This is a genomic window from Pseudomonas sp. BP8 (assembly GCF_017875955.1).
Taxonomy (GTDB): Bacteria; Pseudomonadota; Gammaproteobacteria; order Pseudomonadales; family Pseudomonadaceae; genus Aquipseudomonas.
Genome location: NZ_JAGINK010000001.1, coordinates 5,471,165 through 5,496,916 on the forward strand (window position 1 = coordinate 5,471,165; position 25,752 = coordinate 5,496,916).

A 25,752-nucleotide genomic window follows, 5' to 3' on the forward strand; every position below is an offset into this window, starting at 1 on the left:
CCCTGACTCCACATCTACCACCTGCACCCAGGATCCGCACCATGCCTTCTTCGTTTCGAGCATTGCGCCTCGGCCTGATCGTGTTGCTGATCCTGGTCGGCACGGCGCTCAGCGCCAGCTGGGCCATGCATCAGGCCAAGCGCCAGTCGATGGCCACCGACGCCCAGCGCGCCGCCCAGCAGTTGGGCCTGTACGCCACGTCGCTACACACCCTGATCGAACGCTACCGCGCCCTGCCCGCCGTGCTCGCCCTCGACCCCGAGCTGATCGCCGCCCTGCGCGGGCCGATCGATGCCCAGGTGCAAGCCGCCCTCAACCACAAGCTCGAACGCATCAATGGCGCCGCCAATTCCTCCACCCTGGAGTTGCTCGATCACACCGGCCTCGCCGTGGCCGCCAGCAACTGGCGCCTGCCGAGCACCTACGTCGGTTCCAACTACGGCTTCCGGCCCTATTTCAAACAGACCCGCACCCAGGGCAGCGGCCGTTTCTACGCGGTCGGCGTGACCAGTGGCGTGCCGGGCTACTTTCTTTCCAGCGCAGTCAACGACGAACATGGGCGTTTTCTCGGCGCGATGGTGGTCAAGCTGGAATTTCCCCAACTGGAACGCGAATGGCGCCAGGGCAGCGATGTGCTGCTGGTCAGCGATGCCCGCGGGATCATCTTCATCGCCAACCAGGACGGCTGGCGCTACCGCGAGCTGACGCCGCTGTCGCCCGCCGACCGCGCCGAGCTGGCCGCCACCCGTCAGTACGACAAACAGCCACTGGTGCCCTTGCAGCATCAGCGCCTGACCGAGTTCGACGCCCACAGCCACCTGAGCCGGGTCCAGGGCCCGGACGGCACCGCCGAATACCTCTGGCAAAGCCTGCCGCTGGAGAGTGACGGCTGGACCCTGCACCTGCTGCGCAAGCCGCAGGTCAGCGAGGATCAACGCAATGCCGCCCTGGCCGCCGCGGCGATCTGGCTCAGCCTGGTGTTCGCCGCGCTGTTCGTCAGCCAGCGCCTGCGCCTGGCCCGCCTGCGCCAACGCAGCCGCGAGGCGCTCAAGCGCCAGGTCGAGGAGCGCACCCGCGAACTGCGCACTGCCCAGGAAGGCCTGGTGCAATCGGCCAAGCTGGCGGCGTTGGGGCAGATGTCAGCCGCCTTGGCGCATGAGATCAACCAGCCGCTGACCACCCAGCGCATGCAGCTCGAGACCCTGCGCCTGCTGCTTGACCACGGACGCTTCGACGAGGCACGCCAGGCCTTGGAGCCCCTGGAGCAAATGCTGGCGCGCATGGCAGCACTGACCGGCCACTTGAAGACCTTCGCCCGCAACAGCCCCCGCGGCCTGCGCGAGCGCCTCGACCTGGCCACCGTGGTCGATCAGGCCTTGCACCTGCTGGAGACACGGATCCGCAGCGAGGAAGTCGAGGTGGCGCTGTACCTGGCGCGCCCGGCGTGGGTGCGCGGCGATGCGATCCGCCTGGAGCAGGTGTTGATCAATCTGTTGCGCAACGCCCTCGACGCCATGGCCGACAAGCGCTACAAACGCCTTGAGATCCGAATCGAGATCGATCAGCAGCACTGGCGTCTGAGCGTGCTCGACTCCGGTGGCGGCATCGATGAGGCTCACCTGGCCAAAGTCTTCGACCCGTTCTTCACTACCAAGCCGGTAGGGGAAGGGCTCGGCCTGGGCCTGGCGATTTCCTACGGCATCGTCCATGAGGCCGGCGGCCAGCTGCAGGTCGACAACCTGCCTGGTGGAGCCCGCTTCAGCCTCACCCTGCCTCGCGATCAGGAGCCGGTATGTTGAATTCAGTGATCGTCGTCGATGACGAAGCGAGTATCCGCACTGCAGTGGAGCAGTGGCTGAGCCTGTCGGGTTTCAGCGTGCAACTGTTTGCCCGCGCCGAAGACTGCCTGGCGCAGTTGCCGGGGCACTTTCCGGGAGTGATCATCAGCGATGTGCGCATGCCCGGCATCGGCGGCCTGCAACTGCTGGAAAGATTGCAGGCAGAGGATGCCGACTTGCCAGTGATTCTGCTGACCGGCCACGGCGATGTGCCGATGGCGGTAGAGGCCATGCGCAACGGTGCGTATGACTTCCTGGAAAAGCCGTTTACCCCGCAACACCTGCTCGGCAGCCTGCGCCGCGCCTTGGAAAAACGCCAACTGGTGCTGGAGAACCGCCGCCTGCACGAACAAGCCGATCTCAAGGCGCGGCTCACCGACACCTTGTTGGGTATGTCTCAGGGCGTGCAGCAGCTGCGCCAGCAGGTGCTTGAGCTGGCCAGCTTGCCGGTCAATGTGCTGCTCCGCGGTGAGACCGGCAGCGGCAAGGAGCGCGTGGCGCGCTGCCTGCACGACTTCGGCCCACGCGCCGACAAGCCGTTCGTTGCTCTCAACTGTGCGGCGATCCCCGAAGCGTTGTTCGAAGCCGAATTGTTTGGCCATGAGAGCGGCGCTTTTACCGGCGCCCAAGGCAAGCGCATCGGTAAGCTGGAATATGCCAACGGCGGCACAGTATTTCTCGACGAGATCGAGAGCATGCCGCTGGCCCAGCAGGCCAAGCTGCTGCGGGTGATCCAGGAGCAGAAGCTGGAACGCCTCGGCGCCAACCAGAGCATCAGCGTCGACCTGCGGATCATTGCCGCGACCAAACCGGACCTGCTCGAAGAGGCACGCGCCGGGCGTTTTCGCGAGGACCTGGCGTATCGCCTGAACGTTGCCGAACTGCGCCTGGCGCCACTGCGTGAACGCCGTGAAGACATTCCGCTGCTGTTCGAATACTTCGCCCGCACCGCCGCCGAGCGCCTTGGCCGCAGCGCCCCGCCGCTGTCCGGCGGGCAACTGGCGACACTGCTCGGGCATGACTGGCCGGGCAATGTGCGCGAACTGGCAAACGCTGCCGAACGGCATGCACTGGGGCTGGGTTCGCCCAGTGGTGACACTGCAGCGGGCGGCCCGTCACTGGTCGAGCAGATGGAGGCGTTTGAAGCGCAGTGCTTGCGCGCCGCGTTGCGCCAGCATAAAGGTGAGATCAAGGCGGTGATGGAAACCTTGCAACTGCCGCGGCGGACGTTGAACGAGAAGATGCAGCGCCATGGGCTGGCTCGTGAAGATTTTGTCTAGTGGGAATAGGCGGATTCTTGCTTATGAAAAGTCAGCGATGAGCGGAAATCGGCCTATCTCGTGGTGATATGAAGTTTGCTGGGGCCGCTTCGCGGCCCTTTCGCGACACAAGGCCGCTCCCACAGTCGAGAGCGTGCAGCGCCTTGATTGCGGGGTGTACGCGATCTCGTGGGAGCGGCCTTGTGTCGCGAAAGGGGCGCAGAGCGCCCCCAAATGGACCGCCACGCCCTCATCTGGCACACCTCCTGCAAAAGCCTTCTCAAGCGCCGCACAGCGCGCTCCACAAAAACAACGAGAAGGTTACCTCTGATGGATAACGCCACCTCCCTGCCCGCCGGGGCGGCCATAGCGCCGACCGCGGAAAAAACCACCGCCAGCCGCCTCAAGTCGATTTTCAGCGGCTCGATCGGCAACATGGTCGAATGGTACGACTGGTACGTCTACGCCGCATTCTCGCTGTACTTCGCCAAAGCCTTCTTCCCTGCCGGCGACAGCACCGCACAACTGCTCAACACCGCTGCGATCTTCGCCGTGGGCTTCCTGATGCGCCCGATTGGTGGCTGGCTGATGGGCCTCTACGCCGACCGCAAGGGCCGCAAGGCGGCACTGATGGCCTCGGTCCTGTTGATGTGCGCAGGTTCGCTGGTAATCGCCCTGACCCCAGGGTATGAGACCATCGGTGTTGCCGCGCCGGTCCTGCTGGTGTTCGCGCGCCTGCTGCAGGGCTTGTCGGTGGGCGGTGAATACGGCACCTCGGCCACCTACCTCAGTGAAATGGCCAGCAAGGAGCGCCGTGGCTTCTTCTCCAGCTTCCAGTACGTGACGCTGATCTCGGGCCAGCTTATCGCCCTGGCCGTGCTGATCGTCCTGCAGCAGACCCTGACCACCGAGCAACTGTACGCCTGGGGCTGGCGCGTGCCGTTCGTGATCGGTGCGCTGTGCGCAGTGGTTGCGCTGTACCTGCGTCGCGGCATGGAAGAAACCGCCTCCTTCACCAAGAAGGAAAAGGCCAAAGAAAGCCTGATGCGCACCCTGATGCGTCATCCCAAGGAGCTGATGACCGTGGTCGGCCTGACCATGGGCGGAACCCTGGCGTTCTACACCTACACCACCTACATGCAGAAATACCTGGTCAACACGGTTGGCATGAGCATTAGCGACTCGACCACCATCTCGGCCGCCACACTGTTCTTGTTCATGTGCTTGCAGCCATTGGTCGGCGGGCTCTCCGACAAGATCGGCCGACGCCCGATCCTGATCGCCTTCGGCGTACTCGGGACGCTGTTCACCGTACCGATCCTGACCACCCTGCACACCGTCCAGAGCTGGTGGGGCGCGTTCTTCCTGATCATGGCGGCGCTGATCATCGTCAGCGGCTACACCTCGATCAACGCGGTGGTCAAAGCCGAGCTGTTCCCGACCGAGATCCGCGCCCTGGGCGTTGGCCTGCCGTATGCGCTGACTGTGTCGATCTTCGGCGGCACCGCAGAGTACATCGCCTTGTGGTTCAAGAGCGCAGGTATGGAAAGCGGCTTCTACTGGTATGTCACCGCGTGCATCGCCTGCTCGCTGCTGGTGTACGCGACCATGAAAGACACCAAGACACATTCGCGGATCACCACTGACTGATCCAGCGTTGGCAACACAAAAAGGGGCGCTCCGGCTGACGGGGCGCCCCTTTTTGTATTGCGGCGTGATTCGCAGCAAAGCGGTCACGATGCGTTGTACCTGGCGCATCCGGCGTGAGTCCGCGACGATGCGATCCGCTTGGAACAAGTGCTAATAAATCCGTTGCGCAACGCCCTCGACGCCATGGCCGACAAGCGTTACAACCGTCTGGAGATCCGTATCGAGATCGATCAGCAGCACTGACGTCCGAGCGGGCTCGTCTCCGGCTGCGATACACCGTGCCGAAAGTGGGCCGCCAGATCTCATCTGGCACACCGACTGCAAATGCCCTGCACTGGCGCACGCCTCAACAACTACAGTAAGGGTTTTGCACATGTATAAAGGCTCGTCCCTGCGCGCCAGCGCGGGCATAGCACCGACTGCGAAGAAAACCAACGCCAACCGCCTGACATCGATTTTCAAAAGCTCAATCGGCAACCTGCTTGGGTGGTACGACTGGTACGTTTATGCCGTATTGGCGATATACCTCTCCAGTGCCTTCTTCCCGGTTACCGGCGACGACAACACACGCATGCTCATGTTGTTCTCAGCCTTCGCCGCGAGCCACGTAATGCGACCGGTCGGAAGCTGGCTGCTTGGCGAATACGCCGACCGCAAGGGACGCAAGGCTGCGCTGAAAGTTTCGGTGCTGCTGATGTGTGCAGGCTCGCTGGTGATCGCCCTGGCCCCAGACTACGAGACCATCGGCGTCGCTGCGCCATACCTGCTGGTGTTAGGGAGACTGCTACACGGCCTGGCGATTGGCGGTGAAAACGCCATCACAGCCACTTATCTCTATGAGATGGCCAGCAAAGGGCGCCGTGGGTTTTTCACTAATTTGCAGAGCATAACGCTGATCTTTGGCCTGCTCATCTCGTCTCTGCTGGTGAAGGCTCTCAATGACACGCTAAGCAGCGAAGACATGCGTGCCTGGGGCTGGCGAGTACCCTTTGTGATCGGAGCGCTGTTCTCAATGGTTGCTTTTTACCTGCGTAGCGGCTTGGAAGAAACCGAATCTTTCACTAACAACAAAGCGCTCAAAGAGAGCCCGTTAAAGACCCTGATGGGCCAGTCTGAGAAGCTGAGGGCCGTGGCCGGCCTGACCATAGGTGGAGCCTTGGCGACTTACACCTACGCCGTCTACATGCCGAAATACCTGTTCAGGTCTTTTAGCATTAGTCACGACGAGAGGTCCGCTCTCATGATCGCAATACCGCTGTCATTCATGTTTTTGCAGTTGCTGATCGGCGGGCTCTCAGACAGGATCGGCCGACGTCCGATCCTGATAGCCTTCGGCGTGCTCGGGACGCTGTTCACCGTACCAATCCTCATCACCATGCACACCGTCCAGACGTGGTGGGGTGCGTTGTTCCTGATCATGGCGGCGCTTGTGATCGTGAGTTGCTTCACCTCGACCATCACCGTGGTCATCGCCGATCTATTCCCGACTGAAATCCGCGCCATAGGCGTTGGCCTGCCATACGCGTTGAACGTTGCGGTCATCTTCGCGACCGCCGAACCCATCGCTTTGCTGTTCAAAAGAAATGGGATGGAAAGCGGCTTTTACTGGTTTGTCACCGCCGGCATCCTCTATTCACTGTTGGTCTACCTGACCATGAAGGAAACCAAGACACATTCACGGATCACCACTGACTGATCCTGCTGGCGCTAATCAAAAGGGGCCCACCGGCTGACGGTGCGCCCCTTTTGCATGTCTGACGCGGCGTTAATTTCTCATTAATCCGCCACCGGCATGCTGTCTCAACTGCGCAACGCTTCTGACCCCTGAGGTTGAGCGGGACAACCCGTTTTTCTAGCAGTGACCGCACACCAATAAATCTAATTTATCGATTATTAGGCACGATTATTTGCGCTTTTTAATCAAATTAATCGGCATAGAATTAAATCCATAGAAACACGCACCCCCACGAATTCACTGGAGCAACGACCATGAAAAACAAACTGATCCTGACCCTGGCCCTCTCTGTCCTGGCTACCGGCGCATTTGCCGAGGATGGTTTCGACCGTACTAACGCTCACACCTTCAGCGCCGCCCAGACCCAGTCCGCAAGCTATGCAGAAGATGGTTTCGATCGCACTGGCGGCGCACGCTTCGCCGAAGATGGCTTCGACCGCACTGGCGGCGCACGCTTCGCCGAAGACGGCTTCGATCGCACTGGCGGCGCACGCTTCGCTGAAGACGGCTTCGATCGCACTGGCGGCGCACGCTTCGCCGAAGATGGCTTCGACCGCACTGGCGGCGCACGCTTCGCCGAAGATGGCTTCGACCGCACTGGCGGCGCACGCTTCGCCGAAGATGGCTTCGACCGCACCAACGCCCAACGCTTCAGCTGATCCCGATTGCCCGCCCGCCCGGCTTCGGCCGGGCCAGATCATTTCCAGCCGGCTTCAGGCTTGGCACACTAGGCGCCTCGTCCACCCAGGAGGTAGGGCCACGGCCCTGAGCAGATGTACTACTACGAACCCGCCAAAGGCCACGGCCTGCCCCACGACCCGTTCAACGCCATCGTCGGCCCCCGGCCCATCGGCTGGATCTCCTCGCAGGATCGCGACGGCCGCCTGAACCTTGCGCCTTACAGCTTCTTCAACGCCTTCAACTACATTCCGCCGATCATCGGTTTCTGCAGCGTCGGCCGTAAAGACAGCCTGAACAATATCGAGCAGACCGGCGAATTCGTCTGGAACCTGGCCACCCGACCATTGGCCGAGCAGATGAACCAGAGCTGCGCGGCAGTGGCCGCCGATGTCGACGAGTTCGTCTTGAGCGGCCTGACGCCCACGCCGTCACGCCTGATTGGCGTGCCGCGGGTCGGAGAAAGCCCAGTGGCTTTTGAATGCAAGTTGAGCCAGATCATCCAGCTCAAGCGGGCCGACCAGGCGTTGGTTCCTAGTTGGCTGATTCTTGGTGAAGTGGTGGCGGTGCACATTGCCGAGCACCTGCTCAAGGACGGCATCTACGACACCGCGGCAGGCGCGCCGATTCTGCGCGGCGGCGGCCCGCAGGACTACTTCGAACTGGGCGAGTTGTTCAAGATGGCGCGGCCACAGGGCTGATCACCAGATCAGTTCGCCCTCGTCGCTCACGCCTTGCAGGCGCTCGAGCTCGGCACAGGCGGCCTCGTCGGCCGCCACGGCGCCCTTGAACACCTGGCCATCGAGGACCTTGTGAAAACGCGGTGCGCCCATCCCGTCCAGGCCTTTCACGGCAATCGCCGCGTTGTAGCCACCGCCTTCTACCGGGACCATCGCCGAAACCGCTTCGAATTGGGAAAACGCTCTACGTGCCATGCTGCGATCCAGTCTGAGAAAAAACCCGCATTCTAACCTGATCGCTAGTCGCTGAAGGTATGCAGATCAAGGCTGCTGACCACTTGTGCCTGGACCAGCTCACCGAATACATCCAGATTGGCCGAAGCAAAATAGCCGCTCATCGCCTGCTGATCACGCCAGCTACCGCTGAGCAGCCAGAGGTCGTCATCAGCCTGCGAGCGTTGCACCTTGAAACCAAGGCATCCAGGCATGCGCAACGACGGCTCGAGCAGGTCGCGCAAGCGCGCGCCGAGTTCTGCCGAACGGCCGTTGCTGGCGCGGATGAAAGCCAAGTGAGTGACCGGTTGGCGTAGGGTCATGAACGATCTCCTGAAAAGCGGGCGGACGGAAAACCAGGCTGCAAGCGTAGGTCCTCGCCCGCGTGAGGCGTTAGGCCAATACTGCACTTCGATTGCCTGATCCTGCCGCGCGACAGGATCAGGCAATTGCACTGCAGTAATCGACTAGCGCCCGCGCTTGCCCAAATCTATCCTGCTCCGACAGCACAGGAGCTCCATCATGAACCCGACCGCGACGTTCGACCCGACCATGGAAGCCCTGCGCCAGGAGCTCTCAGGGCTGATCATGCGCCACACGCCCGAGCCCGGCGGCGTTCAGTCGCCCATCGAGGGTTTGTTTCTGAGCCGTTATGAAGAGAATCTGCGCGGCATGCCCGCCTTGGCGCAGCCGGCGCTGTGCATTCTTGCCCAAGGCAACAAGACCTTGTTTCTTGGCGACGAGCAGTACACCTATGACGCGCTGCACTACATGGTGGTGTCGGTCACCTTGCCTATTACTGGAGCGATGCTCGACGCCTCGCCAGCCAACCCGTGCACAGGCCTGCGCCTGGACATAGACCCGGCCGAGATCAGCCAGCTGATCGCCGGAAGCGGACCAATGCTGGTGCCGCCGCTGCCGTCGGGACGCGGGCTGTTCGTCGAGCGCAGCGATGCGCCCTTCCTGGATGCGCTGTTACGCCTGGTTCGGTTGCTTGATTCGCCGCGAGACATCGCCGTGCTGGCGCCGTTGGTACGCCGCGAGCTGCTCTATCGGGTATTGCGTGGGCCGCAGGGTTATCGACTGTATGAACTCGCCCTGGCCAATAGCCAGACCCACCGCGTGTGCCAGGCCATCGCCTGGCTCAACCAGCATTACCAGTTGCCACTGCGTATCGACGACCTGGCACGCGAGGTCAACCTGAGTACCTCGACCCTGCACCACCGGTTCAAGGCGGTGACGTCAATGAGCCCGTTGCAGTACCAGAAGCAACTGCGCCTGCAGGAGGCGCGCCGCTTGATGCTCAATGACGGTATCGAAGCGGCGGTGGCGGGCTATCGGGTCGGCTATGAAAGCCCGTCGCAGTTCAGCCGCGAGTACAGCCGGTTGTACGGCGCGCCGCCGATTCGCGATGTGGCGCGGCTGCGCGCCAGTGCTGGCTAGCCCGACAGGTGTTACGCAACCCCTGTAGGAGCGGGCTTGCCCCGCGAAGAGGCCGGCCCAGCCAACGATGGATCTGGCACCCGCTACGCCGGTATTCGCGGGGCAAGCCCGCTCCTACAAGGGCCAGGTGAACATCCCGATCCTCAGCCCTGCACCGCCGCCTGCCACTGCGCCTGGTCAACCTGGATCAAGGTCGGCCCCTTGCGCTCGACAGCCTTGGCCAGCGCGGCCTGCAACTGCGCCACATCCGCCACGTCCTCAGCCGCCGCGCCCAACGCACGCGCTACGCCAACGAAGTCGGGCGTATGAATGTCGACGCCGACCGGCTCGATCGCGCGGTTGACCATGTACTTCTTGATCTCCTCATAGCCCTGGTTATTCCACAGCAACACGATCAGCGGCACCTGCGCTTCCACCGCGCTGGCCAGCTCCGGCAGGGTGAACTGCATCCCACCATCGCCAATCAGGCACACCGCCGGTGAACGCTCGGCGATCTCGACGGCGCTGCCCAACCAGGCGCCCATCGCCGCCGGCAGTGCGTAGCCGAGCGTGCCGTAACCCGTCGAGGCGTTGAACCAGCGCCGTGGCTGGGCCATGTCCAGGGTCAGGTTGCCGGTGTACACCGGTTGGGTCGAGTCGCCGACCAACACAGCGTTGGGCAAGGTCTGCAGGATGCTGGTCAACAGACGCGTCTGGCTCAAGGTCGGCTGGTCCCAACCGGCGGCCAGCGCCTGGCGCAGACGCTTGGCGCGGGGCTTACCCCAACTGGCCTCACGGACCGGTTGCGGCTGCTGCTGGAGCGCCTCGAACAGAGCCTGCGCCGCCTGTTCGGCATCCGCTACCAGGGCCAGCTCAGGCAGATAGTTACGCACGGTCTGGTCCGGGTCGATGTCGATCCGCAGCACGCTGCCGGGAATCTCGAAGCCACCCTTGAAGGTCACGTCGTAGTCGGTTTCGGCAAGCTCGGTGCCGATCGCCAGCACCACGTCAGCTTCGGCGACCAGGGCGCGGGTTTCTGGCAGCGACTGGGTCGAGCCGATCTGCAGCGGGTGGTCTGCCGGCAGCAGGCCTTTGGCATTGATGGTCAGCGCGACCGGGGCCTGCAGATGTTCGGCGAGGGCGGCCAATGCCGGGCCAGCACTCAGCGCTCCACCACCGGCGAGGATCAGCGGCCGCCGGGCAGCGGCCAGGCGCTGGGCCATCAGTGCCACGGTGGACGGTGCCGCTGCGGCGCGGGTGGTGCGCACCGGGCGCCCAGGCAGCAGGTGATCAGCTGGTTCGACCAGCACGTCCAGCGGGATCTCGATATGCACCGGGCGCGGGCGTGCGCCGTCGAATACGGCGAACGCTCGGGCCAGCACGTGCGGCAGGTCGTCAGCGCTCATCAGGGTGTGGGAAAACGCCGCGACGCCCGCCACCAGCGCAGACTGGTTGGGCAGTTCGTGCAGCTTGCCACGCCCGCCGCCCAGCGCATTGCGCGACTGCACACTGGAGATCACCAGCATCGGGATCGAGTCGGCATAGGCCTGGCCCATGGCGGTGGTGATGTTGGTCATGCCCGGGCCGGTGATGATGAAGCACACCCCAGGCTTGGCACGGGTACGCGCATAGCCATCGGCCATGAACCCGGCGCCTTGCTCATGGCGCGGGGTGATATGGCGGATCGACGAACGCGCCAGGCCGCGGTAGAGCTCGACGGTATGCACGCCGGGGATCCCGAAAACATGGTCGACGCCATAGCCTTCAAGGAGTTTGACCAGTACTTCGCCACAGGTTGCCATCGTTCGATACCCAGCTTTCTTATAGGAACAGGCGCTTATTGGAACCAAGCCGTGGCTATCGCCACAATGCAAAAAAACACATACTAGCCATGTCTTCAGATCATGGCTGCGTGCGATGAAACGTCTCCCTCCCCTGCCTGCGCTGCACACCTTCCTGGTCACCGCCGAACACTGCAATTTCACCCGTGCAGCGCAACACCTGCATATCACCCAAGGCGCGGTCAGTCGGCAGATTGCCGGGCTCGAGGCGCATCTCGGCTATGCCCTGTTCCAGCGCCAGGCGCGGGGCCTGAGCCTGACCGCAGAAGGCAAGGACTGGCTGCCGCGTGTGCAACAGGTGTTTGCCTTGGTCGAGCAGGGCGTGCGCGAGGTGGGTGGGCGTAGCGCCACCTTGCAACTGAAGGCGCCGACCTGCGTGATGCGCTGGTTGCTGCCACGCTTGATGGAATGGCAGGCGCTGCGCCCGGATATCCCCGTGGAGCTGACCACCACCGTGCAGCACGGGGTGGATTTCAGGCAGGACGGCTTCGATGCCGCGGTGATCTATGGCGATGCGCCTGATCATGGCCTGCGGGTGCGCAAGTTGTTCGATGAACAGCTGACCCCCGTCTGCGCACCTTCGCTGCTGGCGGGCGGGCCACCATTGGCGCATCTGGATGACCTTGCCGGGCATATGCTGTTGCACCCCTCGCGGGATGAGCACGACTGGCGGTTATGGCTGCAGGCGGCGGGGGCCAGGCTCGAACTGCAGGGCAGGCGCCAGCACTTCGAGACGCTGGACATGGCGATGGCCATGGCCTCGCAGGGAACCGGCGTGGCGATCGGCGACTGGGCGTTGATCGGTGATGATTTGCGCAGCGGCCGCTTGTGCATGCCGTTTGCGCTCAAGGTCAGGACGGGCAAGGGGTATTACCTGGCTAGTCCTGACAAGGGTATGCCGGTGGGGTTGATCGAATTGCTTGATTGGCTGGAAGAGCGCGCCAGCCAGTAGCACGGGTGGTGTCTGGATTGGGGCTGCTGCGCAGCCCTTTCGCGACACGAGGCCGCTCCCACGGGACTGTGCATACCTCTGGCACAACGCCGCCCTTTTTGTGGGGGCGGCCTTGTGTCGCGAATGGGGCGCAAAGCGCCCGCAGCGTTGGTAGCCTCAATCGGGAGGTTTTGGGCCTGCACAATCATCAGACTGACCTATGCTTCTACTACCACCTGTCGCTGTTGAAGGAGGTAAGTTGCATGAGCATAAAAACAAGAAGAGTTGCGCTGATGTTCACCCTGCTCGCCGTCGCCGGCCTTTATGGCTCGGCCTGCTGGCGGGTCGAACTGCTACGCAACCAGCCAAGCACTGCGGCCAGTTGCGCCCAGGCGCACTGTGTACCCCACACCGCGACCCTGAGCGCCGTCAGATAAGCCGACGGCCTGCCGTCACTCTTCGACGCTCATGTATTCCTTGGCCCAGCGGATGTAGTCCTCAGGCTGGGTATAGGTGTGCGAAAGCTCGGTAGCGTTGAGGTTATCCGACTTGTGCTGTTGTCCGCGCTGCAAGCGCAGGCAATCGTAGGTCGCCTTGATCGCGGCAAAGTATGCCGCGTGCCCATCGACCACGATACGCACGCCGAGGCGCGCCAGGCGTTCGTCATCACGCAGGTTCGGGTTGCCATAGGTGACCAGCATCAACGGCACGGTGAGGTGCTCGGCGATCTGCTCCAGGTGTTCGAAATCCTTCACGCCCACCATGCAGATGGCATCGGCACCGGCCTTCTGATAGCTCTGCGTGCGGACGATGATTTCTTCGGTGGTGAGCACGCCAGCATTGGTCCGGGCAATGATCGACAGCGACGAGTCCACCCGCGCCTCGATGGCAGCGCGAACCTTACCGACGCCCTCCTCTACCGAGATCAGGTCAGTCGACTTGCGCCCGAACTGCGCCGGCAGCAGGGTGTCTTCGATGGTCAAGGCGGCCACGCCGGCACGCTCCAGCTCGATCACAGTACGCATCACGTTGAGCGCATTGCCGTAACCGTGGTCAGCGTCGGCCAGTACCGGCAACTGTGCGACACGGCCAATGCGGGTCGCCTGCTCGACAAACTCACTGAGGGTGATCAAGGCAAAGTCGGGGGCCGCCAGCACTTGCAGCGAAGCAACCGAACCGCCAAGAATACCGACCTCAAAACCGAGGTCTGCGGCGATGCGGGCCGACATGGGGTCAAAGACCGACGCGGTGTGATAGCACGAACCTGAAGCGAGCAACTCGCGGAAGGCAAAACGCAAATCTTGGTGGGAAGCCCTGGGCATGATCACTCCGCATAAACGTTGAAATTGAACTGGCTGAAAACCGACCCCTGGTGTGGGTCTACCTGACCTGTTCCAACCGTCGCCATCAGGGCGGTCATGCTCGACATGCAGGCAGAGGAATAAAAGGCGTGGGATACAGCGGTCTGAAATCCTGCGACGAATTGATGCACCACACTGGTGCAAGCCCCGGATTTCAGCCCCTGCGGCCCCGGCACGATATCACGCAGCCATGCACCTTCGGGTGAAAGGGCTAATGCCGATCTTGCATAGGGAATGCACATACTGGATAGGAAGCTACCTAAGTCAGGTTACACTTGGCCTGCGAGAACCGCCCCAGTCCGAACATTTTATTAACAAGGTATGACCGTGACCGCCGCCCTGCCTCACGCCGTCCTGCGCAGCGTCCTCACCGCTTTGATGCTGGCGATCTTTCTCGGCGCCCTTGACCAGACCATCGTCGCCGTCTCGCTGCCGGCGATCTCCGCTCAGTTCAACGATGTCGGGCTGCTGGCCTGGGTGATTTCCGGGTACATGGTGGCCATGACCGTGGCCGTGCCGATCTACGGCAAGCTGGGCGATCTGTATGGCCGCCGGCGGATGATCCTCACCGGCACGGCTGTATTTACCCTCGCCTCGGTGTTCTGTGCGCTGGCACAGAACATGGAGCAACTGGTGCTGGCCAGGGTGATCCAGGGCATCGGCGCTGGAGGCATGGTCTCGGTAAGCCAGGCGATCATTGGCGACTATGTGCCGCCGCGTGAGCGCGGCCGCTATCAGGGCTATTTCAGCAGCATGTACGCCTTGGCCAGCGTCGCCGGGCCGGTGCTCGGTGGCTGGCTGACCGAGTACCTGTCCTGGCACTGGGTGTTCTGGGTCAACCTGCCGTTGGGCATGGTTGCCCTCTGGGTGATCAGCCGGGCGCTGCGCGACATGCCGGTGAATCGCCGCGAAGCACAGGTCGACTACCTCGGTGCGGCGCTATTGATTGTCGGCCTCGGCAGCCTGCTGCTGGGGATCACCCTGGTCGGCCAGGGTCATGCCTGGCAGTCATCGGCGGTACTCGCGTTGTTCGCCTGCGCAGTGCTCGGGCTGGTGTTGTTCATCGGCCATGAGCGACGCTGCCGGGAGCCGCTGTTGCCGCTCAAGCTGTTCCGCAATCGGGTGGCGGTGCTGTGTTGGGCAGTGATTTTCTTCGCCAGCTTCCAGTCAATCTCGCTGACCATGCTGATGCCATTGCGCTTTCAAGGCATCACCGGTGCCGGCGCCGACAGCGCCGCGCTGCACTTGCTGCCGCTGGCCATGGGGCTGCCCATGGGGGCCTTCGCCGGCGGCCGCCTGACCAGCCTGACCGGCCGCTACAAACCGCAGATTCTCAGCGGCGCGCTGCTGATGCCAGTAGCGATCTTCGCCATGGCGGTCACTCCGCCACAGTCGGCGCTGCTCAGCGCGGTGTTCATGCTGCTGGTGGGCATCGCCTGTGGCTTGCAGTTCCCGACGTCACTGGTAGGCACGCAGAGTGCGGTAGAGATAAAGGACATCGGCGTCGCCACCAGCACGACCAACCTGTTTCGCTCGCTGGGTGGGGCGATGGGCGTGGCCTGCATGTCCAGCCTGTTGCTGGCGCTGCTGCAGGATGGCGGCGTTGCCCTGGTCGGCAATCCGTTACTGGGAAGTCTGCAGGCGGGACAGGCAGATCCGCTTGGCCAGGCGCACTTGCTGGAGACCTTCAGGAATCTGTTGCTGGGCAGTGCCGGGGTGGCTGTGCTGGGCTTGCTGGCGGCGCTGGGGTTGCCGGATCGACAGTTGCGCGGCTACTGATCTCTGTTAACCGCGCCTTAATCTCGCAGGGCAACACTTCCTCACAAACCTTAACAAAGTCTCATTTGCACAAGGCAGGGCTCAGGCGCAGCATGTCCAGCCCGGTATCGACCCACTGTTCGGCAGCGCCCAACAGGTCGAAGCTGTCCGGCAACAACAGCCATCGGCCGATCAACCCGTCGACATAAGCGAACAAGGCAACGGCAGCGTGCTCCACATGCAGATCAGCCGGCAATTGCCCGCGGCGTACGGCATTTGCCAACGCAAGCGTGATGCCGTTGTGGCAATCCAGGATCGCCGCCTGGCGCTGCTGACGAATTTCACACATTTCATCGGTGAACTCGCACTTGTGATGCAGGATCTCATTGATACGCCGGGTTCGCGCGTCCAGCACCAATTCGTTGAGCACCTGCAGCAGCAGCTTGCGCATGCAGCCGAGCGGGTCTATTTCATCCTCACTCTCGCTGGCGCGGGCCAGGTGGTCATGAGTCTCGTGCAGGCTGTCGAGCAATGCCTGGACCAACTCCGCCTTGTTGTTGAAGTGCCAGTAGATGGCTCCACGGGTGACACCCGCAAGCTCTGCGATGTCGGCCAGGGTGGTGCGCGCAACCCCGCGCTTATAGAAGGCCTTTTCCGCCGCCTCGATAATCTGGGCGCGGGTTTCCTGGGCTTCCTCTTTGGTTCGACGGACCATGGCAGCACAACCTCATCAGGGTCCACGCACGCACTGCGGCGGGGAATCAGGCCGGGGACACCTCTGCTAGGGCATCTCCCGGAGTAATAGACGGCTTCGGTGTGGCAACTGACCACTACCGGACGGTATTTACAAACAACCATGAATGTAAGTATATTCCTTAGCAAGCTATTTATCCACCCGATAGCATTTTTCTGACAACACTCTTCCACTATTCTTGAGCGTCTCCCAGCTCTAGCGACCCGAGGATCCTCATGCAACTCAAGCCAGCCGTCACCGCCCTGGTTTCCGCCGTCGCCCTGGCAACACTGCTAAGTGGCTGTAAGAAAGAAGAGGCGGCGCCCGCAGCGCAGGCTCCTCAGGTCGGCGTCGTCACCCTGCAATCCCAAGCCTTTACCCTGACCTCGGAACTGCCGGGGCGCACGACTGCCTTCCGCGTGGCCGAAGTCCGGCCGCAGGTCAATGGCATCATTCTCAAGCGCCTGTTCAAGGAAGGCAGCGACGTCAAGGAAGGTCAGCAGCTGTATCAGATCGACCCGTCCGTGTACGAAGCCACTCTGGCCAACGCTCAGGCCAACCTGCAGGCGACCCGTTCGCTGGCCGATCGCTACAAGCAACTGATCGACGAACAAGCGGTCTCGCGTCAGGAATACGACGATGCCAATGCCAAACGATTGCAGGCTGAAGCGTCGCTCAAGAGCGCCCAGATCGACCTGCGCTACACCAAGGTGCTGGCGCCTATCAGTGGCCGTATCGGTCGCTCCGCGTTCACCGAAGGGGCGTTGGTGAGCAATGGCCAGACCGATGCCATGGCAACCATCCAGCAGCTCGACACAATCTACGTCGATGTTACCCAGTCCACCGCCGAGCTGCTCAAGCTGCGCCGTGAGCTGGAGAGCGGGCAGCTGAAGAAATCGGGTGAAAACTCCGCCAAGGTGCAGTTGATCCTCGAAGACGGCAGCACGTACGCTCAGGAAGGCCGCCTGGAGTTCTCCGAAGTGTCGGTCGACGAGACCACCGGTTCGGTGACCCTGCGCGCGGTGTTCCCGAACCCCGACCACACTCTGCTGCCGGGCATGTTCGTCCACGCCCGCCTGCAATCCGGGGTCAACGCCAACGCTATCCTGGCACCTCAGCAAGGCGTGACCCGCGACCTGAAAGGTACCCCGACGGCAATGGTGGTCAACCAGGAGAACAAGGTCGAGCTGCGTCAGCTCAAAGCCAGCCGCACGCTGGGCAGCGACTGGCTGATCGAAGAAGGCCTGAACCCAGGTGATCGCCTGATCACCGAAGGCCTGCAGTACGTACGCCCAGGCGTCGAGGTCAAGGTCAGCGAAGCCACCAACGTCAAGTCGCCGGCCTCCCCTAACCAGGCCAACGCGGCGAAAGCAGACGCCAAAGCGGAGTAAACCATGTCGAAGTTCTTTATCGATCGCCCGATCTTCGCATGGGTGATTGCCTTGGTGATCATGCTGGTCGGCGCCTTGTCGATCCTCAAGTTGCCGATCAACCAGTACCCAAGCATCGCGCCGCCGGCCATCGCCATCGCCGTGACCTACCCGGGCGCCTCGGCGCAGACGGTGCAGGACACCGTGGTGCAGGTCATCGAGCAGCAGCTCAACGGCATCGACAACCTGCGCTATGTGCAGTCGGAGAGTAACTCCGACGGCAGCATGACCATTACCGCGACCTTCGAGCAGGGCACCAACCCTGATACCGCGCAGGTTCAGGTGCAGAACAAGCTCAACCTGGCCACGCCACTGCTGCCGCAAGAAGTACAGCAGCAGGGTATCCGCGTCACCAAGGCAGTGAAAAACTTCCTGATGGTGATCGGCCTGGTGTCCGAAGATGGCAGCATGACCAAGGACGACTTGGCCAACTACATCGTCTCGAACATGCAGGACCCGGTCTCGCGTACCGCCGGTGTGGGTGACTTCCAGGTGTTCGGCGCCCAGTACGCCATGCGTATCTGGCTCGATCCGGCCAAGCTGAACAAGTTCCAGCTGACCCCGGTCGACGTCAGAACCGCGGTCACCGCACAGAACGTGCAGGTTTCCAGCGGCCAGCTCGGCGGCCTGCCTGCCCTGCCCGGCACTCAGCTCAACGCCACCATCATCGGCAAGACCCGCCTGCAGACCGCCGAGCAGTTTGAAAAAATCCTGCTCAAGGTCAACAGCGACGGTTCTCAAGTACGCCTGAGCGATGTTGCCAAGGTCGGCCTGGGCGGCGAAAACTACGCGGTCAGCGCGCAGTTCAATGGCAAGCCGGCCTCGGGTTTGGCGGTCAAGCTGGCCACCGGCGCCAACGCCCTGGACACTGCCAAGGCGCTGCGCAAAACCATCAGCGACCTCGAACCGTTCTTCCCGCCAGGGATGAAAGCGGTATTCCCGTATGACACCACCCCGGTGGTCACCGAGTCGATCAGTGGGGTAATCCATACCCTGATCGAAGCCGTGGTCCTGGTGTTCCTGGTGATGTACCTGTTCCTGCAGAACTTCCGCGCCACGGTGATCACCACCATGACGGTGCCGGTGGTCTTGCTGGGTACCTTCGGCATCCTTGCCGCTGCAGGCTTCAGCATCAATACCTTGACCATGTTCGCCATGGTCCTGGCGATCGGCCTGCTGGTGGACGACGCCATCGTCGTGGTGGAAAACGTCGAGCGGGTGATGTCCGAAGAGGGCCTGCCGCCCAAGGAGGCGACCAAGCGCTCGATGGAGCAGATCCAGGGTGCGTTGGTCGGTATTGCCCTGGTCCTGTCAGCGGTACTGCTGCCAATGGCCTTCTTCGGTGGTTCCACCGGGGTGATCTACCGGCAGTTCTCGATCACCATCGTTTCGGCCATGGGCCTCTCGGTGCTGGTCGCACTGATCTTCACCCCGGCGCTTTGCGCGACCATGCTCCAGCCGCTGAAAAAGGGCGAGCACCATGTTGCCAAGGGCGGTTTCTTCGGCTGGTTCAACCGCAACTTCGACCGTAGCGTACAAGGCTACGAGCGCAGCGTCGGCAGCATCCTGCGCAACAAGGTGCCGTACCTGCTGGCCTATGCGCTGATCATCGTCGGCATGATCTGGCTGTTCATGCGCATTCCGACCGCGTTCCTCCCGGAAGAAGACCAGGGCGTTCTGTTCGCCCAGGTGCAGACACCGGCTGGCTCCAGTGCCGAACGCACCCAGGACGTGGTCGACCAGATGCGCGAATACCTGCTCAAGGACGAATCCGACACCGTCTCGTCGGTGTTCACCGTGACCGGCTTCAACTTCGCCGGCCGTGGTCAGAGCTCGGGTATGGCCTTCATCATGCTCAAACCGTGGGACGAGCGCTCTGCGGAAAACAGCGTGTTCAACCTGGCGAGCCGCGCCCAGCAGCACTTCTTCACCTTCCGTGATGCGATGGTCTTCGCTTTCGCCCCGCCGGCGGTGCTGGAGTTGGGTAACGCCACTGGTTTCGACGTGTTCCTGCAGGACCAAGCGGGTCTCGGCCACGAGAAACTGATGGAAGCGCGCAACCAGTTCCTGGCCAAGGCATCGCAGAGCAAGATCCTCTCTGCGGTACGCCCGAACGGCCTGAACGACGAGCCGCAGTACCAGTTGATCATCGACGACGAGCGCGCCAGTGCCTTGGGCGTGACCATCGCCGACATCAACAACACCCTGTCGATCGCCCTTGGCGGCAGCTACGTCAACGACTTCATCGACCGCGGTCGGGTCAAGAAGGTCTACATCCAAGGTGACGCCGGCGCGCGCATGAGCCCGGAAGACCTGAAGAAGTGGTACGTGCGCAACGGCAAAGGCGAAATGGTGCCGTTCTCGTCCTTCGCCACCGGTGAGTGGACCTTCGGCTCGCCGAAGCTCTCGCGCTACAACGGTGTGGAAGCGGTCGAAGTCCTCGGTGCCCCGGCGCCGGGCTACAGCACCGGTGAGGCCATGGCCGAAGTAGAACGTATCGCCGGCGAGCTGCCGAAGGGTATCGGCTTCTCCTGGACCGGCATGTCCTACGAGGAAAAACTCTCCGGCTCGCAGATGCCGGCACTGTTCGCCCTCTCGCTGCTGTTCGTGTTCCTCTGCCTGGCAGCGTTGTACGAAAGTTGGTCGATCCCGATCGCGGTGGTGCTGGTCGTGCCGCTGGGTATCATCGGTGCACTGGTGGCCACCAGCATGCGCGGGTTGTCCAACGACGTGTACTTCCTGGTCGGTCTGTTGACTACCATCGGCTTGGCCGCGAAGAACGCGATCCTGATCGTCGAGTTCGCCAAAGAGCTGCATGAACAAGGCAAGAGCCTGTACGACGCGACCATCGAAGCGTGCCGTATGCGTCTGCGCCCGATCATCATGACCTCGCTGGCGTTCATCCTCGGCGTGGTACCGTTGACCATCGCCAGCGGCGCCGGCTCGGGTAGCCAGCACGCCATTGGTACCGGTGTGATCGGCGGTATGATCAGTGCGACCGTGTTGGCCATCTTCTGGGTACCGTTGTTCTTCGTCGCAGTGTCGTCGCTGTTTGGCAGCAAGAAGCCAGAACCCGACGCCACCCCTGAAACTCCACGTTATGAGGCTGGGCAATGACCAAGTCTTTGCTGTCCCTGGCAGTAACCGCATTGATCCTTGGCGGCTGCTCGCTGATTCCTGACTACCAGGCCCCGGATGCACCGGTGGCTGCGCAGTGGCCGCAAGGCCCTGCGTACTCGCCGACCGAGTCGGCCGAAGTGGCTGCCGCCGAGCAAGGCTGGCGGCAGTTCTTCCAGGACCCGGCCCTGCAGCAGTTGATCCAGACTTCGCTGGTCAATAACCGCGACCTGCGAGTCGCTGCGTTGAACATCGACGCCTACCGTGCGCAGTACCGCATCCAGCGCGCTGACCTGTTCCCGGCGGTCTCGGCCACCGGCAGCGGCAGCCGCCAGCGCACCCCGGCGAACATGTCGACCACCGGCGAAGCCGGCATCACCAGCCAGTACTCGGCCACCGTTGGTGTCAGTGCCTATGAACTGGACCTGTTCGGCCGCGTTCGCAGCCTGAGCGAGCAGGCCCTCGAGACCTACCTGTCCAGCGAAGAAGCGCGCCGCTCCACGCAGATCGCCCTGGTGGCCAGCGTGGCCAACGCCTACTACACCTGGCAGGCCGACCAGGCGCTGCTCAAGCTGACTGAAGACACCCTCAAGACCTACGAGGAAAGCTACAACCTGACCCGGCGTAGCAACGAGGTCGGCGTGGCCTCCGCGCTCGACCTGAGCCAGGCGCGTACCGCTGTCGAAGGCGCCCGGGTCAAGCTGTCGCAATACCAACGCCTGGTCGCCCAGGACCTCAACAGCCTGACCGTACTGCTCGGCACGGGTGTGCCGGGCAACCTGCCGGCGCCGCTCAAGCTTGACGCCGACCAGCTGGCCGAAGTGCCGGCCGGCCTGCCGTCCGATCTGCTTCAGCGTCGTCCGGACATTCAGGAAGCCGAGCACCTGCTCAAGGCCGCCAATGCCAACATCGGCGCAGCCCGTGCAGCGTTCTTCCCGAGCATCAGCCTCACCGCCAACGCCGGGACCCTCAGCCCGGACATGGACGGGCTGTTCAAGGGTGGTTCGGGAACCTGGTTGTTCCAGCCACAGATCAATCTGCCGATCTTCAACGCGGGCAGCCTGAGGGCCAGCCTCGACTACTCGAAGATCCAGAAGGACATCAACGTCGCCAAGTACGAAAAGACCATCCAGACCGCCTTCCAGGAAGTCTCCGATGGCCTCGCGGCGCGCAAGACCTTCGAAGAGCAGTTGCAAGCGCAGCGTGACCTGGTTGCCGCCAACCAGGATTACTACCGCCTGGCTGAACGTCGCTACCGGATCGGTATCGACAGCAACCTGACCTTCCTCGATGCCCAGCGCAACCTGTTCAGCGCCCAGCAGTCGCTGATCAGCGATCGTCTGTCGCAGCTGACCAGCGAGGTCAATCTGTACAAGGCCTTGGGTGGCGGCTGGTATGAGCGTACCGGCGAGGCGAATCAGCAAGCTTCGGTGCAGGCACCGAAGGGCTGATTGACTGGCAGTGCATCAAGCCCACCCTCGCGGTGGGCTTTTTGTTGGTGTCTGCTGGTTTGGTTTTGGTTTTGGTTTTGCCTATGACATTACAAGACACTTCAGCCGCCTCCGACGGGTGCCTTGCGAAACCTATGCGCAGATCGCTATTCACTAGTTCAAGACGTCCACCTTACCCGTGACTGATGGGGTACTAGGGAGGAGATGCTTTTTTAAAGTCGTTACGACCTGGTCTTTTTCTTGTCGTTTGAAAAAGACGTAAAGGCTACCAGTGGTCATGTAAGGGGAGCCTACCTTCGGTACACTGTAGCGCACCTCTGCCATCACTCGATTTGTTGCAATTATTAGTTTCGTCAGCTCCGACCAGTGGAGAAAGTGGTGATGGTATTCAGTGTGCATGGCCTGATAGCTTTTTGAATTTGCCATGGCCAGGTAGGTCAGCCCCATCCCTCCTGGACCGATCAGTGCGCCAAGCAGAAAACTCGGATCAATCGTCGCCATAAAAATAAGAATGACCGCTGTTATACCGGCCGTCCATTTAATCGTCTTCAGCGCCCACTTTGGAAAATCCTTCCATTCACAGTACTCTACCCCTGACTGAGTGATGCGATAGGCAAAATTCATACGCTGGTGGGTCATACTGAGAATAGTCAGTGATAGAAATATATGAAACCCTAAAGCAATTAAAAACCGAACAGTAAAGCTATCGCTTGACGAGTGATTGGAAAAAATAATGAACGCGCCCCCTGTTATCACCAGCTGCATAAATGCGAACATACAGTTAGCCACAAACGTATTGTAATTTCGTGCGCGTATCGTCCACATCAGTAGCTCTGGCTCGTTTGCATATTTCCACTTCAGCTGCGGCGGCAACTCTGGAGCCTTAATTAAATCAAACATCGCGTCGCTCACCATCAGTGACACCAAGGACAATCAGCGTTAATAACTGGGTATTCTCATTAGTCAGCACGATGCCGCTCTCCTCTGCCAGCTCTTTACTAAAGGCATCATTAAGCCGATCGGGTGGGCGATCGAAACGTTAATCCACACCTGCCAAACGCCATTTTGCGTTTTGGAGCCTTGGTTAGCGTCTGCCGGTTTTGTCTTGCCTCCGGAATCACAAAGCACCTCAGCCGCCTCCGCCGGGTGCCTTAACCATTCTGCTAGCGGATGCTTTTTCATTAATTCAAGACGTCCACCTTACCAATGACTGAAGGGGCACTAGGGAGGAGAAGCTTTTTGAAAGTCGTTACGACCTGGTCTTTTTCTTGTCGTTTGAAAAAGACGTAAAGACTCCAGGTAGTCCTACGATTGCCTGGTCTAGGTATGCTGTAATCGACTTCCACCATATCGCGATTGGTGGCAATGGTTAGTTTAGTCAGATGCGACCATCGGAGAAAATTATGATGATATTCTGTTTGCGAGGCCTGGTAACTTTTTGAATTTGCCATGAACAGGTAGGTCAGCCCCATCCCTCCTGGACCAACAAGTGCGCCAAGCAGAAAACTCGGATCAATCGTCGCCATGAAGATAAAAATGATCGCTGTTATACCAGTCGTCCATTTCAGCGTGGTCAGCGCCCACTTTGGGAAATCCTTCCATTTACAGTACTCTACCCCTGATGGGGTGATGCGATAGGCAAAATTCATACGCTGGTGGGTCATACTGAGAATGGTCAGGGAAATAAATACGTAGAAGCCTAGGCTGACTAGTACACGAGCTATCGGCCCCTCGCTCGGCGTCGGATTGGAATATACAATATAGGTACCTCCAGCTATCAGTATTTGCATAAATGCAAACATGCAGTTAGCCACGAACGTATTGTAGTTTCGTGCGCGTATCGTCCACGCCAGCAGCTCTGGCTCACTTGCATATTTCCATTTCAGCTGCGACGGCAACTCTGGAGCCTTAATCAAATTAAACATCGTTTCGCTCGCCATCAATGGCACCAGTGACAAACAGCGTTAATAACTGGGTATTCTCATTGGTCAGCACGATGCCGCTCTCCTCTGTCAGCTCTTCACTAAAGGCATCATTAAGCCGATCTGCTTCGTTCGTGCTCGCCCCTAGCGCCAAGCGGAACATATAGCCGCGCTTGTCGCCGCGCTGATATGTCACGGCTGGAAATTTTATTTCCCCCTCAACGATCGGTTGGGCGATCGGCACGTTAATCCAAACCTGCCAAAGACGATGCTGATTGGTTGTACTGTAGCTGATGTGCATGTTAATCCTTATTAGGTAGCACTCGCAGCCATAACAGGCTATAAGTTTAATAATTAACCGCAGACTCGCCACCCCACCAAGTGTCTAACAACACACTCAGCTAAGCGGGGCCATAAATATTAATAATGTAGAACATCTACCTTACCCACCACAGCAAGCACATCAGACGGCAAATGCTTTTTGAATACTTCAACCACGTGCTGTTTATTTTTTCGCTTGAAAAAGACGTATAGACTTCCAGTGGTCATGAAGACAGAGCCCGTCTTCGGCACGCTATAATCCACCTCTACCATAACCCTATTGATTGCAATGGTTGCCTTGGTCAGCTCCGACCACTTGTAGAAATTATTGTGATATGAAGTATGTAAATCCCGATAACTTTTAGAATTAGCCATTACCATATATGTCAGCCCCATACCACCAGGCCCGATCAAGGCGCCAATTAAAAAAGTTGGATCAATGGTGGCCATGAAGATGAAAAGAATCGCTGAAATTCCAGTTATCCACCTCACAGTCACCAGCGCCCATTTCGGAAAATCTTTCCACTTGCAATACTCCACACCTAACCGTGTAATACGGTAAGCATAATTCATGCGCTGATGGGTCACTGAAAACAATGCCACAGTCACCACAATGAATAACATCAATGCCACCACGCCGGCAAAAACAGGATCATCCCTCATGTCGAGATATTGATATATTGACACCGCCACTATTATAGAAAAGCAGAATACAAACATCGCATTAGCGATAAAAGTATTGTAATTTCGCGCTCGAATTTCCCACGCGAGCACCTCGGGCTCGTTTGCATGCTTCCACTGAAGCTGCGGAGGCAACTCAGGAGCCTTCATCAAGTTAAACATCGTTGTGCTCGCTATCAATTGCGTTAGGGACGATCATCTGCAATGGTTGGATGTCATTAATGACCAGCACAATGCCGCTTTCCTCTGTGAGTTCCTCACCAAAGGCATCATTAAGTCGATCAGCTTCGCTCGTGCTCGAACCTAGCGCCAAGCGAAACATATAGCCACGCCTATCACTGCGCTGATAGGTCCCGGCTGGATATTTGATTTCCATTCCAATGATTGGATGGGCGATCGGAATGTTAATCCATACCTGCCAGAGGCGATGTTGATCGGTTGTGCTGTAGCTGAAGTCAGCGGGAGTAATGTTGCTTGCGGGAACGTTAGGCAGTCTGCCTAGCTGCTTCGGATCGACCCGATCTCCGTTGAGCATCTGACCGCACAAACTGTCTTTCAGGGTGTGCATGCTAATCCTTGAAAAAGTAGCCTTTGCAGCCTTCACAGGCTGTAAAGTGAATGATTCACCGCAGGCTCGCTGGGTGCCTAAGTCTCTAGCCATACAGTCAGCC

Annotated in this window: 23 protein-coding genes; 13 read left to right on the plus strand and 10 right to left on the minus strand. The window is 60.5% G+C overall.

Features of this window, described 5'->3' with window-relative positions; genetic code table 11:
• Positions 1-41: 41 nt before the first annotated feature.
• The 6 genes from J3B00_RS23940 (at position 42) to J3B00_RS23965 (ending at position 7,861) form a co-directional block, all read left to right on the plus strand.
• Positions 42-1,799, plus strand: a complete 1,758-nt coding sequence (locus tag J3B00_RS23940) for an ATP-binding protein (protein WP_209873030.1) — start codon at positions 42-44, stop codon at positions 1,797-1,799.
• Complete coding sequence (locus J3B00_RS23945; protein WP_209873035.1) at positions 1,793-3,118, plus strand: sigma-54 dependent transcriptional regulator; 1,326 nt, start codon at positions 1,793-1,795, stop codon at positions 3,116-3,118. Before J3B00_RS23940 ends, J3B00_RS23945 begins: the two co-directional genes overlap by 7 nt.
• Positions 3,119-3,427: 309 nt before the next feature.
• The gene (locus tag J3B00_RS23950; RefSeq protein WP_209873038.1) at positions 3,428-4,747 is read left to right on the plus strand and encodes an MFS transporter; all 1,320 of its coding nucleotides are present in this window, start codon (positions 3,428-3,430) and stop codon (positions 4,745-4,747) included.
• A 373-nt stretch (positions 4,748-5,120) separates the two neighbouring features.
• Positions 5,121-6,443, plus strand: a complete 1,323-nt coding sequence (locus J3B00_RS23955) for an MFS transporter (protein ID WP_209873041.1) — start codon at positions 5,121-5,123, stop codon at positions 6,441-6,443.
• A gap of 293 nt (positions 6,444-6,736) precedes the next feature.
• The gene (locus J3B00_RS23960) at positions 6,737-7,141 is read left to right on the plus strand and encodes a heme utilization protein (RefSeq protein ID WP_209873044.1); all 405 of its coding nucleotides are present in this window, start codon (positions 6,737-6,739) and stop codon (positions 7,139-7,141) included.
• Positions 7,142-7,255: 114 nt separating this feature from the next.
• Positions 7,256-7,861 (plus strand): flavin reductase family protein, encoded by a 606-nt coding sequence (locus J3B00_RS23965; protein WP_209873049.1) that lies wholly within the window; start codon positions 7,256-7,258, stop codon positions 7,859-7,861.
• On the opposite strand, the gene J3B00_RS23970 is transcribed toward J3B00_RS23965, so the two are convergent.
• Positions 7,862-8,095: a hypothetical protein gene (locus J3B00_RS23970; RefSeq protein ID WP_209873051.1), complete on the minus strand. Its 234-nt coding sequence runs from the start codon at positions 8,093-8,095 to the stop codon at positions 7,862-7,864. It abuts the gene before it with no gap.
• A 44-nt stretch (positions 8,096-8,139) separates the two neighbouring features.
• Positions 8,140-8,436 carry an antibiotic biosynthesis monooxygenase family protein gene (locus J3B00_RS23975; protein WP_209873055.1) on the minus strand — a complete coding sequence of 99 codons (297 nt, stop codon included), beginning with the start codon at positions 8,434-8,436 and terminating at the stop codon, positions 8,140-8,142.
• Between the two features lie 199 nt (positions 8,437-8,635).
• Here J3B00_RS23975 and J3B00_RS23980 point away from each other — a divergent pair, with 199 nt between their 5' ends.
• On the plus strand, positions 8,636-9,556 hold the full coding sequence (locus tag J3B00_RS23980) for an AraC family transcriptional regulator (RefSeq protein ID WP_209873058.1): 921 nt from the start codon (positions 8,636-8,638) through the stop codon (positions 9,554-9,556).
• Positions 9,557-9,699: 143 nt separating this feature from the next.
• Here the strand turns inward: J3B00_RS23980 and J3B00_RS23985 are convergent, their stop codons facing one another.
• Positions 9,700-11,337 (minus strand): 5-guanidino-2-oxopentanoate decarboxylase, encoded by a 1,638-nt coding sequence (locus J3B00_RS23985; protein ID WP_209873061.1) that lies wholly within the window; start codon positions 11,335-11,337, stop codon positions 9,700-9,702.
• 115 nt (positions 11,338-11,452) lie between these two features.
• Here J3B00_RS23985 and J3B00_RS23990 point away from each other — a divergent pair, with 115 nt between their 5' ends.
• The gene (locus J3B00_RS23990; protein ID WP_209873064.1) at positions 11,453-12,328 is read left to right on the plus strand and encodes a LysR substrate-binding domain-containing protein; all 876 of its coding nucleotides are present in this window, start codon (positions 11,453-11,455) and stop codon (positions 12,326-12,328) included.
• 242 nt (positions 12,329-12,570) lie between these two features.
• Positions 12,571-12,744, plus strand: a complete 174-nt coding sequence (locus J3B00_RS23995) for a hypothetical protein (RefSeq protein ID WP_209873067.1) — start codon at positions 12,571-12,573, stop codon at positions 12,742-12,744.
• Positions 12,745-12,759: 15 nt separating this feature from the next.
• Here the strand turns inward: J3B00_RS23995 and J3B00_RS24000 are convergent, their stop codons facing one another.
• Positions 12,760-13,629: an oxaloacetate decarboxylase gene (locus J3B00_RS24000; RefSeq protein WP_209873070.1), complete on the minus strand. Its 870-nt coding sequence runs from the start codon at positions 13,627-13,629 to the stop codon at positions 12,760-12,762.
• Positions 13,630-13,995: 366 nt separating this feature from the next.
• On the opposite strand from J3B00_RS24000, the gene J3B00_RS24005 reads away from it, so the two are divergent.
• Positions 13,996-15,447 carry an MDR family MFS transporter gene (locus J3B00_RS24005; RefSeq protein WP_209873073.1) on the plus strand — a complete coding sequence of 484 codons (1,452 nt, stop codon included), beginning with the start codon at positions 13,996-13,998 and terminating at the stop codon, positions 15,445-15,447.
• Positions 15,448-15,508: 61 nt separating this feature from the next.
• Here J3B00_RS24005 and J3B00_RS24010 read toward each other — a convergent pair whose 3' ends face one another.
• On the minus strand, positions 15,509-16,141 hold the full coding sequence (locus J3B00_RS24010) for a TetR family transcriptional regulator (RefSeq protein WP_209873077.1): 633 nt from the start codon (positions 16,139-16,141) through the stop codon (positions 15,509-15,511).
• 254 nt (positions 16,142-16,395) lie between these two features.
• Here J3B00_RS24010 and J3B00_RS24015 point away from each other — a divergent pair, with 254 nt between their 5' ends.
• Genes J3B00_RS24015 through J3B00_RS24025 form a run of 3 tightly spaced genes read left to right on the plus strand, consistent with a single transcriptional unit; the run spans position 16,396 to position 22,157 of the window.
• Positions 16,396-17,550 carry an efflux RND transporter periplasmic adaptor subunit gene (locus J3B00_RS24015; RefSeq protein WP_209873080.1) on the plus strand — a complete coding sequence of 385 codons (1,155 nt, stop codon included), beginning with the start codon at positions 16,396-16,398 and terminating at the stop codon, positions 17,548-17,550.
• A 3-nt stretch (positions 17,551-17,553) separates the two neighbouring features.
• On the plus strand, positions 17,554-20,706 hold the full coding sequence (gene ttgB, locus J3B00_RS24020; RefSeq protein WP_209873083.1) for a multidrug efflux RND transporter permease subunit TtgB: 3,153 nt from the start codon (positions 17,554-17,556) through the stop codon (positions 20,704-20,706).
• Positions 20,703-22,157: an AdeC/AdeK/OprM family multidrug efflux complex outer membrane factor gene (locus tag J3B00_RS24025; protein WP_209873087.1), complete on the plus strand. Its 1,455-nt coding sequence runs from the start codon at positions 20,703-20,705 to the stop codon at positions 22,155-22,157. Before ttgB ends, J3B00_RS24025 begins: the two co-directional genes overlap by 4 nt.
• Before the next feature lie 153 nt (positions 22,158-22,310).
• Here the strand turns inward: J3B00_RS24025 and J3B00_RS24030 are convergent, their stop codons facing one another.
• From J3B00_RS24030 to J3B00_RS24050, 5 genes are all read right to left on the minus strand, one after another.
• The gene (locus J3B00_RS24030; protein WP_245362615.1) at positions 22,311-23,072 is read right to left on the minus strand and encodes a hypothetical protein; all 762 of its coding nucleotides are present in this window, start codon (positions 23,070-23,072) and stop codon (positions 22,311-22,313) included.
• Positions 23,073-23,338: 266 nt separating this feature from the next.
• On the minus strand, positions 23,339-24,097 hold the full coding sequence (locus J3B00_RS24035) for a hypothetical protein (RefSeq protein WP_245362616.1): 759 nt from the start codon (positions 24,095-24,097) through the stop codon (positions 23,339-23,341).
• Complete coding sequence (locus tag J3B00_RS24040) at positions 24,075-24,380, minus strand: hypothetical protein (protein ID WP_209873090.1); 306 nt, start codon at positions 24,378-24,380, stop codon at positions 24,075-24,077. Before J3B00_RS24040 ends, J3B00_RS24035 begins: the two co-directional genes overlap by 23 nt.
• Positions 24,381-24,499: 119 nt before the next feature.
• The gene (locus tag J3B00_RS24045; RefSeq protein WP_209873093.1) at positions 24,500-25,243 is read right to left on the minus strand and encodes a hypothetical protein; all 744 of its coding nucleotides are present in this window, start codon (positions 25,241-25,243) and stop codon (positions 24,500-24,502) included.
• A complete protein-coding gene (locus J3B00_RS24050) occupies positions 25,236-25,649 on the minus strand; it encodes a hypothetical protein (RefSeq protein ID WP_209873097.1) in 414 nt (137 codons plus the stop codon). Before J3B00_RS24050 ends, J3B00_RS24045 begins: the two co-directional genes overlap by 8 nt.
• Positions 25,650-25,752 lie beyond the last annotated feature (103 nt).